This window comes from Streptomyces sp. NBC_01808, assembly GCF_035917395.1.
Taxonomy (GTDB): Bacteria; Actinomycetota; Actinomycetes; order Streptomycetales; family Streptomycetaceae; genus Streptomyces.
In genome coordinates, this window is the sequence record NZ_CP109072.1 from 322,646 (window position 1) to 336,224 (window position 13,579).

General features: G+C 73.8%; 11 protein-coding genes. 6 read left to right on the forward strand and 5 right to left on the reverse strand.

Annotated features, from left to right (window positions below; all coding sequences use genetic code 11):
* Positions 1-12: 12 nt before the first annotated feature.
* Entirely contained in the window at positions 13-645 is a 633-nt protein-coding gene (locus tag OG946_RS01390; protein ID WP_326800111.1) for a superoxide dismutase family protein, read from the reverse strand.
* Positions 646-776: 131 nt separating this feature from the next.
* Positions 777-1,424 carry a hypothetical protein gene (locus tag OG946_RS01395; protein ID WP_326794317.1) on the reverse strand — a complete coding sequence of 216 codons (648 nt, stop codon included), beginning with the start codon at positions 1,422-1,424 and terminating at the stop codon, positions 777-779.
* Positions 1,425-2,026: 602 nt separating this feature from the next.
* Between OG946_RS01395 and OG946_RS01400 the strand changes: the two genes are divergently transcribed.
* From OG946_RS01400 to OG946_RS01410, 3 genes are all read left to right on the forward strand, one after another.
* Complete coding sequence (locus tag OG946_RS01400; protein ID WP_326794318.1) at positions 2,027-3,046, forward strand: glycoside hydrolase family 6 protein; 1,020 nt, start codon at positions 2,027-2,029, stop codon at positions 3,044-3,046.
* 241 nt (positions 3,047-3,287) lie between these two features.
* Positions 3,288-4,010 carry a tRNA-dependent cyclodipeptide synthase gene (locus tag OG946_RS01405; RefSeq protein WP_326794319.1) on the forward strand — a complete coding sequence of 241 codons (723 nt, stop codon included), beginning with the start codon at positions 3,288-3,290 and terminating at the stop codon, positions 4,008-4,010.
* A complete protein-coding gene (locus OG946_RS01410; RefSeq protein WP_326794320.1) occupies positions 3,997-5,025 on the forward strand; it encodes a phytoene/squalene synthase family protein in 1,029 nt (342 codons plus the stop codon). The genes OG946_RS01405 and OG946_RS01410 overlap by 14 nt, the downstream gene beginning before the upstream one ends.
* A 78-nt stretch (positions 5,026-5,103) precedes the next feature.
* Here the strand turns inward: OG946_RS01410 and OG946_RS01415 are convergent, their stop codons facing one another.
* Entirely contained in the window at positions 5,104-5,487 is a 384-nt protein-coding gene (locus OG946_RS01415; RefSeq protein ID WP_326794321.1) for an SH3 domain-containing protein, read from the reverse strand.
* A gap of 276 nt (positions 5,488-5,763) precedes the next feature.
* Here OG946_RS01415 and OG946_RS01420 point away from each other — a divergent pair, with 276 nt between their 5' ends.
* Entirely contained in the window at positions 5,764-6,219 is a 456-nt protein-coding gene (locus OG946_RS01420) for an iron chaperone (RefSeq protein WP_326800112.1), read from the forward strand.
* Positions 6,220-6,256: 37 nt separating this feature from the next.
* Here OG946_RS01420 and OG946_RS01425 read toward each other — a convergent pair whose 3' ends face one another.
* Positions 6,257-9,043 carry an ATP-binding protein gene (locus OG946_RS01425; protein WP_326794322.1) on the reverse strand — a complete coding sequence of 929 codons (2,787 nt, stop codon included), beginning with the start codon at positions 9,041-9,043 and terminating at the stop codon, positions 6,257-6,259.
* A 146-nt stretch (positions 9,044-9,189) separates the two neighbouring features.
* On the opposite strand from OG946_RS01425, the gene OG946_RS01430 reads away from it, so the two are divergent.
* On the forward strand, positions 9,190-9,657 hold the full coding sequence (locus OG946_RS01430) for a pyridoxamine 5'-phosphate oxidase family protein (protein ID WP_326794323.1): 468 nt from the start codon (positions 9,190-9,192) through the stop codon (positions 9,655-9,657).
* Positions 9,658-9,977: 320 nt separating this feature from the next.
* Here the strand turns inward: OG946_RS01430 and OG946_RS01435 are convergent, their stop codons facing one another.
* Positions 9,978-10,226, reverse strand: coding sequence for a DUF6059 family protein (locus OG946_RS01435; RefSeq protein WP_326794324.1), 249 nt, complete (start codon positions 10,224-10,226; stop codon positions 9,978-9,980).
* A 421-nt stretch (positions 10,227-10,647) separates the two neighbouring features.
* On the opposite strand from OG946_RS01435, the gene OG946_RS01440 reads away from it, so the two are divergent.
* Positions 10,648-13,398: a LuxR C-terminal-related transcriptional regulator gene (locus tag OG946_RS01440; RefSeq protein ID WP_326794325.1), complete on the forward strand. Its 2,751-nt coding sequence runs from the start codon at positions 10,648-10,650 to the stop codon at positions 13,396-13,398.
* Positions 13,399-13,579 lie beyond the last annotated feature (181 nt).

The following is a 13,579-nucleotide window of genomic DNA, read 5'->3' on the forward strand; positions in this document are numbered from 1 at the left end:
ACCACTCCCCCGCTACTCGAACGGCACCGACAGGCAGGCCAGCCGCGTGCCCGCCATGCCGGCCTCGCCCGGGTGCGTCATCGTCGCGTGCTCGTGGATGACGACGGAGCGGGCTTCGCCCGGCCGGAACCGCCAGTCCTGGCGCGCCGTGGCTTCGGCGTTGCCCCGGAGGTCGGTGGTGAAGTCGAGCCACACCTCGTTGTCGGGGTTGGCGTACGCGGGGTCGACGGACGGCTGCGCGGGGTCCGGCTCGTTCTGGTAGTGCGGCCCGGCTTCGTCGGCGCTGCTGCCGCAGGGCCGGGTGTGGACGTGTGCGCCGTACGTACGGTCGGGGATCAGGCCGGTCAGGGTGAGCCTGAGGTGCGTCTTGCCGCGCCTGGCCACCTCGACCACGCCGATGCCGGTGCCCGCGGGCACGAGCGCCGGGTCGTACGTGAGCCCGTCGTCCGGCTCGGCGTCCTCCGGCGGCAGGAAGTACGCCTCGCGGGCGACGGCATCGGGCCTCTCGCCCTCCGCGGCCGACGCCGGAGCAGGGCCGGCCGCCCCGGACACCAGCAGCGCCACCGCCGCGGGCACCGCGGCCAGCGCCGCCGCCCTGCCCCGGTGCCCCAGCACCGCCTTCGCCGCTCTCGCCACCGCCTGCATCGCCACCACTCCTCGCCGCCGCTCCACGCGCCTGCACGTACGCCTCCACCCTGGCGGCGCCGGGGGTGACAGCCGTGTCGTACGCGCGTGGCGTCCGGGTGATGCGGCGGGCGGCGGGCCCCGGAGCGCGCCTACTTGCCGTGGTTCGGGCCGCCGGAGCCGGTGCGGCTCCAGGTCTGGCAGCCCGTGCTCCGGACGTACTCGCCGTCGTGGACCGTGATGTGGGTCGGCCCCCAGGCGGAGCCGCTGATGATCGGGATCAGCTCGCCGCGGTTGTCGGCCAGCCGCGCCCACCGGCAGCCGCCGGGCTCGCCGTCGGAGCCCTGGGTCGCGTACGTGCCGGGGGCGATGGCGCCGCCGACGAAGAACGTGCCGTTGTCGAACGAGGTGGCGAGCCGGTGTCCGTCCCCGCCGGAGCGGCGCGGCGGGTGGTGCTCGCCGCGGGAGGGCGCGGGCGGCTGCTCGCCGGGCTTCGCCGAATCCTGCCCCCCGCCCGCGGGTTCCGCGGCCTGCTCCTGGCCGGACTGCGCCCCGGCCTCCTCCTCGGCCGCCTGCTCTCCCGCCTCTTCCCCGGACTGGTCCTCGGGCTCGGCGGCCTCGGCCGCGCTCTCCCGTACGGCCGACTTGGCGTCGCTGACCGGTTCGGTTCCGCCGGTGGTCAGCATGGCGGCCACCACTCCCGTCACCACCATGAGGGCGCACACGGCACCGATCGCCAAGCGGTTGCCCAGGAACCGCTGCACCAGCGGCAGATCAAGGTATTTCGTCAGTCTCTTCATGGCCCCATCGCTCGCATGCGCATAGTGGATGATTAGCTACATAACCTACTTTTCGCATGCAGGGACCGGGCCCTTGTCCGGCCGCGCCACGGCGCGCGTCACCGCATTGGCGCAGAGAACTCCGTGCGGCACCCGCCGGTGTCGGCGCTCTCTGCCCACGGAGGGGGTCAAGCCCGGCGAGTACCGCACGGAGGCTTCACCCCGGCTCGGCGGGCACGGCTGCGGCCGCGGCGGGTATGCAGGGCATGGCCGGGTCCTCCGGTAGCGGTGCCGGGCGCGGTATCCGGGCGCGGCGGATGGGGACTTGCTGCTGATTCGAGGAAAGCGGTGAATTCGGCGAGGTGCATATCCATGCCCCGCCGGTACGGGCCGCGGACACCGCGGATTGCCATGTCTGCACAGCTCAAGGGCGATGTGGGCGCCGCCGTGCGGGTTTTGGCGGACGTGCCCCGTCCGGGTGAAGGGGCAGGGGGCGACGGCCGGTGCAAGGCGCTCGTCCGGTCGGGTGTCCGGGCCCGGAAGGGAATCCGGGTTACGGCGTGGGGGCGATTGCCCGTGGCATGATCACGACCGTTTCTCGGCGCCTACTCGCAGGGGAAGAGATGTCAGCGCGGATCCGTACGCTCGTGTGCGTCGTGCTTCTCGGGGTCGCCCTCGGCTGCCCGCCCCCGGCCGGCGCCCGGGATGCCGCGGGCGGGCGGGGGAAGCCTGCGGCGGCCGCGGCGCCGTTCTGGGTCGACCCCGACTCCGCCGCCGCCCGGCAGGTGCGGGAATGGCGGCGGCAGGGGCGCGGCGAGGACGCGGAGTTGCTCAAGCAGATCGCGGCGCGCCCCGTGGCCACCTGGCCACGGTGGGACGATCCCGGCCCCGACGTGGAGCGGGCGGTCGGGAGCGCGGCGGCGGCGGGGCGCCGGGCGGTGCTCGTCGCGTACAACATCCCGCACCGTGACTGCGGCCAGCACTCCGCCGGCGGCGCGGCGGACGCCGCGGCGTACCGCGCCTGGATCGGCGCCTTCGCGGACGCCATCGGGGACGGCCAGGCGCTGGTGGTCCTGGAGCCCGACGCCGTCGCGCACATGGTCGCGGGATGCACGCCGCCGGAGTACCACCCCGAGCGCCTGGAACTGCTGTCCGGGGCCGTCATGCGGCTGAAGCAGCACCCGGGGGTCGAGGTCTACCTCGACGCCGGCCACTCCAACTGGATCTCCAACGTGTCCGACGTGGCCCGGTCGTTGCGCTCCGCCGGCGTCGACCGGGCCGACGGCTTCGCGCTGAACGTCTCCAACTTCCAGACCACCGAGTCGGAGATCGGCTACGGGCGCCGGCTGTCCGAACTTCTCGACGGCGCCCGCTTCGTCATCGACACCAGCCGCAACGGCAACGGCCCGCTGCGCGGCGGCGCGGACGAGGCGTGGTGCAACCCGCCCGGCCGCGCACTGGGCCGCCTGCCGACGACGCGGACGGGCGTCGAGGGCGTGGCCGCGTACCTGTGGATCAAGCGGCCCGGGGACTCCGACGGCACCTGCCGCGGCGGCCCGCCGGCCGGCCGGTGGTGGCCGCAGTACGCCCTGGGCCTGGCCCGCGCCGCCGCGGCGAACGACGACGGGAAGCCCGGCGGCTGACGGCGACGGCCGACCGCGACGGCGGGTCCTGCGGACCCGGCGGCGCAGTCGGGGGCGTGGGCGTACCGCGGGGGCGCTTTAGCGCACGCATCTTCACTTTCAGCGTCCGCATGAACGCTGTGGGTAATCAACGGATGATCTAGTGGTGCCCCCATCGCCCGGATCGGCTCGCCGTCCCTCGTATCCCGCCGCCCCGGGCTCCGCCCCCGTCACCGGCGGGAACCTCTCGGAGGTGTCCCTGGTGGAATTCACCGACACGCCCCTGACACCGAACTGCGCCCGGGTGTTCGACTCCGGCGTGCACGTCGTCGTCGGAGTCAGCCTGGGCAACAGCTACTTCAACGGCGACGTGCTGCGCGGGCTGCTGCGGTGGCTGCACGCACGCTTCGAGACGATCGACGTCGTCGTCCCCGACTCCTCCTTCCACGACAACCTGCTGGTCGCGGGGTATCCAGCGGCGTACGCGAAGCGCAAGACCACCCGGGAGACCGCCACCGCGCGCAGCCGGATCCTGCGGGCATGGCAGCAGGCGGGGATCGGGGCGCCGGGCGCGCAGCACGTGCACCTGCTGTCGACGCTTGCCGGCGACGCGGTCTACCTGAGCCTGCGCGCGCAGGTGGTGCGGGGGCTCGCGGCGGACGCAGAACTGCGCCGCTGCTGCCTGGAGATGAGCGCCTCCGCGCTGCGTTCGCAGTTGCGGGGCGCGGAGCCCTCGCCGGGCCAGGTCGAGGCGGGCCTGGGTTACTTGGAGGCCGAGCTGCCGTTCTTCCTCGGCTCCGCCGACGTGTTCGGCGTCGCCTCGTCGGTGTGCTTCTACCACCGGCCCATTCCGGCGGCGGAGCTGCTCTTCTCCCGCGGCGGGAGCCTGCGCCCGCCGCCGTCGCAGGGGTACGCGCTGATCCGCCCGGCGCACGAGACCGGCCCGGTGCCGGCGGAAGGGGAGGTGCAGGGTGTTCGCCCATGAACTGAGCGCCGCCGGGCTGCGCGGCGCGGAGGCGGAGGCCGCGTACACCGCCTGCGGACGATACTTGAGGCGCCGCAACTCCGCGGCGTTTCCCGTGGCGCGCTTCCTGCTCCCGCCCGGCAAGCGCCCGTACTACGACGCGATGCTCGCGTTCTGCGGGTACGCGGACGACGTCCTCGACACCACCGAGCAGGGCATACACGAGCGCGCCGAGCGGTTCGACGCGCTGCGGCACGAGGCACTGCGCCGGATCGACCGGGGCACGGCCGCGACCGCGGGCACCGGCGCCGGGCCCGTGACCGCGGAGGCCGTGCTGATCTGCCGGGCGCTGGCCCACACGGTGCGTACCTGGGACATGGATCCGGAGGGGATCCGGCGCTTCCTGCGCACGCTGCGGACGGACCTGGACACCAGCTCGTACGCGACGTTCGAGGATCTGGAGCTGTACATGCGCTCCGTCAGCGGGGACATGAGCATCTGGGTCAACACCCTGCTGGAGCCGGTCGACGACGAGGCCAAGGTGAAGGCCATCGCCCTGGGCTACGGCGTCTACATGCTCGACTTCCTCGACGACATCGCCGAGGACGCCGCCCTGGGCCGCGTCTACCTCCCCCTCGCCGACCTCGAACGCCACGGACTCAGCCGCGACGACCTCACCACCGCGGCCGCCCGGCAGCGGATGACCCCGTCGCTGAGGAAGGCCGTCCGCTTCGAGGCCGACCGGATCCGGCGCTTCTTCCGGCTCGCGGACGGCTGGCACCGCCACGTCCACCCGTCGGGGCAGGAACTGCCGCGGCAGTACCTGGAGCTGGGCCGTACGGTGCTGGCCGAGCTGATCCGCGACGACTACGACATCTTCCAACGCCGCCGCAGCACCCGCCTGCTGTGCACGGCGCGCGCCGGCGGCACCACCGCGCGCTCGTACCTGCGCACTCTCCGGCACCGCCGCGCACACCCCCACCGCATCCCGGGCCTCCCCGCACAGCGCGCGGGCGGGGAGGCCCAGGGCGGCTAGGCCCTGCCTGGCAGCCCACGCGAACGCCCGGCCGGTGGGACCGGCCGGGCGTGGCGGCGGGGGTGAGCCGCGGCGGGGTCACCGCCGGCAGAAGGGAATCTGGTCCAGGTTCTGCACGTAGCGGGCGGACATGTAGCCGTGGCCGCCGCGCACGGGCACGCGGTACCACCTGTCGTTGCCCAGCACGTTCTGGCCGATGACCTTGCACTGGATACGGACGATCGTCCCGGAGTTCGCCCACCCGAGGATGTCGCTGCGCGTCGTCGGCTTGGCCCGCTTGTAGACGACGCTGTTGCCGAGCACCTTGCCCCGGTACGGGTAGGGGTTGGGCTGCGCGGCGGGCGCGGCCTGCGCCTTCTGCCCCTCGGAGTCGGCTGCGGCGAGCGACGGCGTCGTGGCGAGCGCGCCCAGGGTCAGGGCGGCGGTGGCCACCAGGGTGGCGGCAGCCTTGCGGATCGACATCGGGGATCTCCTTTCGCGGTGCTACGCACCAGAGCGGGGAGGAACGTGAGAACCGTAGGAGAAGCCGGTCGCGGCATCGCCCTATTACGGGGCAGACACACCCAACTGCCCCCCGTCCAGCCCAATCCGGGCGGGACCGTGGGCCACGGGTGCGTACGTCCGTGCCGGATTCCGTGGTCGGCACGGAGGCGTTCCGCGGCTCCCCGGAGCGAGGCTGTGCGCATGGTGATCGGCCCGGAGCAGGACCGGGCCGGAGCCGGGAACACGGGAGTGATCATGGGCAAGAGTGAGACCGGCGGCGCGTACGAGGGGTTCTCGGCCGAGGAGCGGGCCGCGATGAAGGAGTACGCCCAGGAGCGGAAGAAGGCGGTGCGCCGCGGTTCGAAGGCGGACAAGGCGGCGGAGTCGGTGCGGGACGTGCTCACGAAGATCGCGGAGATGGACGACTCGGACCGGGTCATGGCCGAGCGGATCCACGCGGTCGTCACGGCGACGGCACCGGAGCTGGCACCGAAGACCTGGTACCGCATGCCGGCGTACGCGCGGGACGGCAAGGTCGTCTGCTTCTTCCAGAGCGCGGGGAAGTTCAACGCGCGCTACGCGACGCTGGGGTTCAGCGATCTGGCGAACCTGGACGAGGGCACGATGTGGGCGGCGGGCTTCGCGCTGACCGAGGTGACGGACGAGGTGGAGGCGCGGATCGCGGCGCTGGTGAAGCAGGCCGTCAGCTAGCGGGGCGCGGGTGCTGCCGCGGCGGCGGTCCGGTGTCCTACGGTACGAGGCCGAGGCCCGCCAGTGCCGCCTCGCCCGTCGCGGTGTGGTCGCCGCCGGCGAGCAGCAGCGTACGGGCCGCCTGGTACGGGCTCCCCGCCGCGGCGAACGCCCTCGCGAGGGCCGGCAGCCGCAGCCGGTCGCCGTCGAGCAGCGCCTCCGCGCGGTCCACCTGGGCGGCGGCGACCGGATTGCCGGCGACGACCGCGCGGGCCGCGGCGATCCGTTCGCGGGCGGCCGGGTGGCCGGCGAGCACCGCCGCCTCCGCGCGCAGCCCGACGTACCAGTGCAGCCAGATCCAGCACACCCACTTCCACACCTCCTCCGGCTCGGGCGCGACCCGCTCCAGCGCCGCCTGCGCGTCGCCGCGGTGGAGCAGGACGGTGGCGTCGAAGACCGCGCCGTAGCCGTGCCGGTGCTCCGGCGTGGTGTCCGCGCGGGCGGCGAGGTCGAGCCAGGTGTCGCGGGCGGTGTCGTCGGCGCGCAGCCCGTGGACCATGGCGACCGACGCGGCTCCGGCGGCGAGGGAGAGCGACTGCTGCCCGCCGCTGTGCTCGAAGGAGTCGCGGAAGCGGACGGCGTGGGCGAGAGCTTCGTCGGCGCGGCCGGCGAAGGCGTCGGCGACGAGGAGCCACGAGGTGGCGTGGTGGCCGGCTTCGGCGAGCAGCGGGTGGTCGGCGAGTTCCCTGCCCCACTCGCGGGCGCGCTCCAGTTCCCCGGCGCCGACCGCGGTGCCGGCGGCCATGGCGAGGGCGTCCATCCGCTCGTGGGTGGCGGCGGGGGTGGGCGGCAAGGGCGCCAGCGCCTCGGTTCTGCGGCGGGTGGCGGCGGCGGTGGCGAAGGCGTCGCCGGCCCAGCTCAGGGCGCCGGACAGGGCGTCGAGGGCGGCGGATTCCGTCACCGGGTCGGCCGCGCGGCGGGCCAGGTCGACGGCCCGTTCGACGCGCCCGATCGTCTCGGCCACGGCGTTGTCCGCGTCCCCCTGCACGGCGCCGTACGCGTCGCTGACCACCGCCGCCTCGGCCAGCGCCACGGCCGCGCCCGCGCGGGGGTCGGCACCGGCCAGGTCGCGGGCGCGGGCGAGCATCGCCGTGACCTCGGCGACGGCGGGGAGCCGGGTGAAGGAGGTCGAGAAGCGGTAGGCGGCGGTGGCGGCCTCGGCGAGGTCGCGGCCGGCGGCCGCGGGGTCTCCCGCGTGCTCGGCGGCCTCTGCGGCGGCGCGGTGCAGGCGGTACATGTCGTCGCCGAGCCGCCGGCAGCCGGCCACCGCCGCGGCGTGCCGCAGCACGACCGCGGCGCCCGCGTCGTCGGCGAGGGCGGCTGCCTGCTCGTACCGCTGCTGGGCCTCGCCGAGCAGGGTGCGGGTGAACGCCAGCCCGGCCAGCGACACGGCGAGCCGGTGGGCGTCGGCGCGTAGCTCCGGCCGGGCGGCGGCCCAGCCGAGCGCGACCCGCAGGTCCTCGGCGAGGTCGTCGAACCGGGCGCGCCAGTCCGGGCCGCCGGCGCCGGTCAGGGCGCCGGCGGCGGCGGTGCACCAGCCGAGGTGGCGGGTGCGTACGGCGGTCTCCTCGCCGGCGGCGGCGAGGTGCTCCGCGCCGTACTGGCGGATGGTCTCCAGGGCCCGGTAGCGGGTGCCGGCCGCGGACGGGGCGACGACGAGGAGGCTCTGCTCGGCGAGCCGGCCGAGGCCGTCGGCGACGGCGGCGGCGTCCTGCGGGCCGTCTCCGGCGACCTCGGCGGCCGCGGCGGCGGTGAACGGCGCGACGAACACCGACACCCGCCGCAGCAGCACCTGGTCCTCCGGCTCCAGCAGGTCGTGGCTCCAGTCGAGGACCGCGCGCACCGAGCGGTGGCGGTCGTCCGCGCGGGCGCCGCCGGCGAGGATCCGGAGCTGGTCGCCGAGGCCCGCGGTCAGGCCGTCGAGCCCGAGCGTGGCCCAGCGGGCGGCGGCCAGCTCGATGGCCAGCGCCATGCCGTCGAGCCGTTCGCAGACGGCCGCGACGCCCGCGCTTGCACCCGGTCCCGGCGGCCAGCCGACCGCGGCGGCGCGGTCCATGAACAGGGCCACGGCGTCGGATTCGTCGCCGCCGTCGCGGGACAGCGGGGGCACGGGGAAGGCGCGTTCGAAGGGCACCAGGAGGCGGGCCCTGCTGGTGGCAAGCACGTGCAGCTTCGGGCAGGCCGCGAGCAGCCGTTCCAGGAACGGAGCGACTCCTTCGCGTACGTGCTCGCAGTTGTCCAGGACGAGCAGCGCGTCGTGGTCCGCGAGCGCGGCGAGCACGGCGTCGTCCACGTTGCGTCCTGGCTGCTCGCCGACGCCCACGGCGGCGGCGACCGCGGCGCCCACCCGCGCCGGTTCGGTGACCGGGACCAGGTCGGCGAACCACACGCCGTCGGCGAACTCGCCGGCCAGGTCGCCGGCCGCGGCGAGCGCCAGGCGGGTCTTGCCGACGCCCCCGGGGCCGACGGCGGTGACCTGCCGCCGGGCCCGTACGGCGGCGGCCAGCTCGGCGCGCTCCCGCGCGCGGCCGACGAACGAGGTCAGCGGCGCGGGCAGGGCGGGCGCGCTCTGCCCGGGGCGGGCGGTGGAGGCGGTGGAGGCGGCTGCGTGCCGGGCGAGGGCGCGCCGGTCGGGCAGGTGCAGCTTGCGCAGGAGGGAGGAGACGTGCGATTCGACGGTGCGTACGGAGATGAAGAGGCGGCCGGCGATCTCGGCGTTGCTCAGGTGCTCGCCGACGAGCGCGAGCACTTCGGCTTCGCGGGCGGAGATCGGCGGGGTGGACACAGTCTCATTATCCGCGGTGTTCTCCGTGGTCAGCACGGAGGCGGTGCGGGGGTGGGCGGGGCCAGGCTGTGGTGGCGGCGATCGGGCCCGGTGCGGTTTCGGCCGGGCGGATCGCGTACGAGCCTCACGACGACCAGGAGCGAGAGATGACCGCAGCCACGCACCCCGCCGAGCCCCGCACCCGCGTGCTGCGCCGCCGGGACACCGAGCACCGGCTGGCCCACGACGTCGACGTCTGGGTGGCGAGCGCGGCGCCGGACGGCGTGCCGTATCTCGTGCCGCTGTCGTTCTCCTGGGACGGCGAGGCGCTGTGGGTGGCGACGCCTGCGGAGAGCCCGACCGGCAGGAACCTGGCCGCGACCGGGGCCGCGCGGCTGGCGCTGGGGCCGACGCGGGACGTCACGGTGATCGACGGCGAGGTCGAGGTCTTCGAGCTGGACGCGCTGCCGCGGGAGCACGGGGACCGCTTCGCGGCGCGCTCCGGGTTCGACCCCCGCGGGCAGGCCACCCGGTACCGCTGGTTCCGGATCACCCCGCTGCGGATCCAGGCATGGCGCGAGGTGAACGAGCTGCCGGGGCGCGAGCTGATGCGCGGGGGCCGCTGGCTGGACTGACACCGCAGCCCCGCTGTGTCGGGCTTCACACCGTCCCGGGCGGGGGCATGGAACAAGCGGAGGTCCCCTCCCGTTGAATCGAGCGTGGGTACGGAGGGAACAGTGTCCCCGGGCCTCACCTCTCGCCCGTGGGGAAGATCGTTCGGCTGAAGCCCCATGGAGCCTTTCGCCGCGAGGCGACCGCCCTCCGTATCCGCCTCAGACCGCCCCGGTCGGATCCCCCCTCCGACCGGGGCTTCCCCTTGCCCGCCGCCGCGTACAGCGGCTCCTTCGTCCTCGTACGGACCCTTCCCTGCGCCTGACCGCCGGCACCTGTGCGGCTACGCGCCCGGGCTCTTCTCCTCGCCTATGGCGTCGGGCAGGGCTATGTCGCCCAACTGGCGGCGCAGGGCTTCCTCTTGCTCCGTGAGCGGGAGGTCCGGGCGCAGGCGCTCGGGGTGGCCCGGGGCGGGGCCCGGTGGGGGTGGGGGCGGGGCGGGGGGCGGGGGCGGGATGAAGAACCAGACCCGGCCGAGCGACGTCAAGGCTTCCTGCAGCGCGCGCAGCAGCCAGGCAAGGGCAGCAACCATCCGGGCAGACTGTTGCGCGGCGCCAAAGTCCCGCCAAAATCTCGCTGCGCCACCCCCCTACGAACCGTCCGCGGCGCCACGATGGGACCCGCGGGCGCACCTCGGGGGCGCACGCGCCGTCCGGTACGCCCGCCTTCGCTCCCGCAAGTCGGGAGCGGTGCTCGCGGACCGATACGTTTGTCCCAGGGGATGTATACTCCGCAGCATCACAACAAGGCCAGCATAAATGACGCAAAACGGACCTAGGCATTATCTCGGGACCTGAGAAAACCCGGCCTTGCGTAACCAAACTCTACCTGTGAAACTACTAACCGAATACGCGGTACGGCGCTTCCCCTGAGTGCCGTATGACCTGGACTTGCTCAGGTGCATTGATTCCCACGACGAATCAATTGCGCCAACGGGAGGTGAGTAATCCGGTATGGCTTTCGTCATCCGTGCGGCCGAATTCGAGGCGCTGCGGTCTGCTTTCTCTCGCTGTCTCCACGGAATGTCGCGCACAATTCTGATCGAAGGCGGCGTGGGGTGCGGCAAGAGTGCTCTTTTACACGCCATCACAGAACACGCGGCCGACATGGGCGCGACCATCCTCAGCGTCCAGGGCAGGAGCACCGCGGCGCACCCGCCCATCTCCCTGTTCCAGCAGCTCGTCGCGCAAGTGCCCGCCCCGCCATCCGGCGAGGGCCCCGCGGGGGCCACGCCCGCGCTGCAGTTCAGTGCCGCGCTGCCGCATGTCGCGGAGAACGGCGCGGTGGTGATCAGCATCGACGACGTGCAGGACATCCCCTGGTCCGAGCTGGACTTCCTGCTCCAGGCGGTCGGCTGGCACCGCAGCCGGCGCACCCTCATCCTGCTGTCCCACTGCCCGCACCTGCGCCATCGCGACCAGCCGGTCAAGACGGAGTTGCTGCGGCGGCCGAATGCCCAGCGCATCCACCTGGGCCCGCTGGACGAGCGCGGGGTGCGGGCGGCGGTCACCACGCGCGTCAACCGTCCGCACGAGCAGTGGATCGAGCTGCTGCACCACCTCAGCGGCGGCAGCCCGCTGCTGCTGCGCGCGCTGCTCGAGGACCTGCGCGACGAGGACATGGAAGCCCGGCCGACGGGCGCGGAATCCGCGGCGGAGCTGGGCATGTACGGCCGTGCCGTCGTGTCCTGCCTTTACCGCAGCGGCGCCACCGCCGTGGAGCTGGGGCGGCTGATCTCCGTGCTCGGGGATTCCGCGGCGCCCGAGCTACTGTCGGGCATGACCCGTATTTCACCGGCCGTCATGGACCAGCAGTTGGAGGCGCTGCGCCACTCCGGCGTCCTGGACGGAACGAATTTCCGGCACGAGAGCGCTCCCCGGGAAATTCTTGCGGACCTCGGCACCCTGCAGCGGAACGAACTTCACCGGCGCGCGGCCGTGGTCCAGAACAATGCCGGCAGTCCCACCACGGAAGTGGCCCGGCATCTCCTCGCCGCCCGGCACGCGGCGGAGGCGTGGCAGCGGTCCGCGTTGCGCGACGCCGCGGAGACGGCCATCGGACAGGAAAACATCCGGCTCGCCGTCAGGTATCTCGAACTGGCGCTGGAAAACAGCCCGAGCAGCCCGGACCGTATCGAGATTTACATGCGCCTGGCGCTCATCACGCAGCGCATCAGCCCCGCGGCCACGGAAATCCGGCATCTCACCGCATTGCTCAGCGCCTTCCACGCGGACCAGATGCCGAGCACGGCGTACGACGGGCTCGCGGACCTGCTCTTCAGCTACGGCAAGGTCCAGGAGGCGTTCGCCGTGCTGCAGCGGCAGGGCGCCGAGTCGAGCGCCGCCGACGTACGCGCCGGCGACCACCCCAGCATCGCCTGGCTGTGGGCCTGGTACAGCCACCACTCATCCGGGCAGGAGGACTGCGGACAGGAGGACGCCGGGAAGGAGGACGGGCAGGGGGGTGGCGCGCAGACCGCGCGGCTCCCGCCCGCCGAGGGCGGCGCGCCGAGCCCGTACGCATCGGCGACTTCCCTGTTCCAGACCTTCGAAGGCTCGTTCCTCTTCGGCGGCCGGGGCGACTGGGCCGCCGCCGCCGAGAACCTGCTGGAGGTCTCGACCCTCTCCGATGCCACGGTCTGGTCGCTGGCCAGCTCGATCAAGGCCCTCGTCATCGCGGACCGGCTCGACACGGCCTGGCAGTGGTGCGAGTGGCTGGTCAAGGAGTCGGCCAGCCGGGACGCGCCCGGCTGGCAGGCCATCTTCTCGCTCCAGCAGGCGATCGTCGCGCTGCGGCAGGGCAAGCTGGCCGCGGGCCTGGACTGCGTCCGGCTGGTGGAGAGCGTCATCACCGAGCGCAGCACGGGCTACGCGTGCGCCGCCGAGGCCGTACTCGCCGCGCTGCACATGGAGATGGGGCGCTACGACGAGGTGGCGCGGGTCTTCGCCAAGCCGATCCCCCCTGCGTGGGAGAAGAGCGTCTACTGGCTGAGCTACCTGTGCATCCGCGGCTGCTTCCACCTCGCCACGAACAGGCCGCACTCGGCGCTCGCGGACTTCCTGCGGATCGGGAAGGTGGCCGAGCGCACCCTGGTCGACCACCCCACGCTGGTGCCGTGGCGGCTCTACGTCGCCCAGGCGTGGCTGCACCTGGGCGACAGCCAGATGTCCGCCCGCATGCTCGCCGAGCACACCGCGCGCGCCCCCGGCCACGGCGGTCGCGACCACGCGATGGCGCTGCGGCTACGGGCCCGGCTGGCGCCACCGCACAAGCGCCCCGGGCTGCTGTTCCGGGCGATCGACGAACTCCTCGCCACCGGCGACCGGTTGGACCAGGCGCGTACGCTGCACGAACTCGGCGTCGCGCTGCGCGGGCTCGGGCACGAGTCCTGGGCCGCCAGAGCGCAGGCCGCGGGCGCGCACATCGCCCGCAACTGCCTGCCCGACCAGGCCCTGGCGCGCACGCCCGTACCGGAGCGGACCGGCAAGGCCGTGCACGACGCCCTGGGCAGGGAGAGGCTGCTCACCCGGGCCGAGCACCGCGTGGCCGCGCTCGTCGCCAAGGGCCTGACCAACCGTCAGGTCGCGAACCGGCTCCACATCACCGTGAGCACCGTCGAGCAGCACCTCACCCGCATCTACCAGAAACTCGGCATCTCCCAGCGCGCCGACATCGGCACGCGGCTGAAGAGCATCCCGCCCTGACCGCCCACGCCGCGGGGGCGCGGCTGTCGCGGACACCGCGCCCCTCGGCACCGGCCCTCGGTCCCGTACCTCTTTAGAAGCTCTTTGTCGGGCTTTCAACCGGTGTCCGTAGCGTCGCGGTCCACAAACGAGTCGGAGTGCTCAAGGTGCGCTCTCCACGTGTGCCGCCTCTCGCACCCGG

Bases quoted from the DNA above. Each gene is read 5' to 3' on its own strand.
- OG946_RS01390 (WP_326800111.1), bottom strand. From the start codon at position 645: ATGCAGGCGGTGGCGAGAGCGGCGAAGGCGGTGCTGGGGCACCGGGGC.
- OG946_RS01395 (WP_326794317.1), bottom strand. From the start codon at position 1,424: ATGAAGAGACTGACGAAATACCTTGATCTGCCGCTGGTGCAGCGGTTC.
- OG946_RS01400 (WP_326794318.1), top strand. From the start codon at position 2,027: ATGTCAGCGCGGATCCGTACGCTCGTGTGCGTCGTGCTTCTCGGGGTC.
- OG946_RS01415 (WP_326794321.1), bottom strand. From the start codon at position 5,487: ATGTCGATCCGCAAGGCTGCCGCCACCCTGGTGGCCACCGCCGCCCTG.
- OG946_RS01420 (WP_326800112.1), top strand. From the start codon at position 5,764: ATGGGCAAGAGTGAGACCGGCGGCGCGTACGAGGGGTTCTCGGCCGAG.
- OG946_RS01430 (WP_326794323.1), top strand. From the start codon at position 9,190: ATGACCGCAGCCACGCACCCCGCCGAGCCCCGCACCCGCGTGCTGCGC.
- OG946_RS01435 (WP_326794324.1), bottom strand. From the start codon at position 10,226: ATGGTTGCTGCCCTTGCCTGGCTGCTGCGCGCGCTGCAGGAAGCCTTG.
- OG946_RS01440 (WP_326794325.1), top strand. From the start codon at position 10,648: ATGGCTTTCGTCATCCGTGCGGCCGAATTCGAGGCGCTGCGGTCTGCT.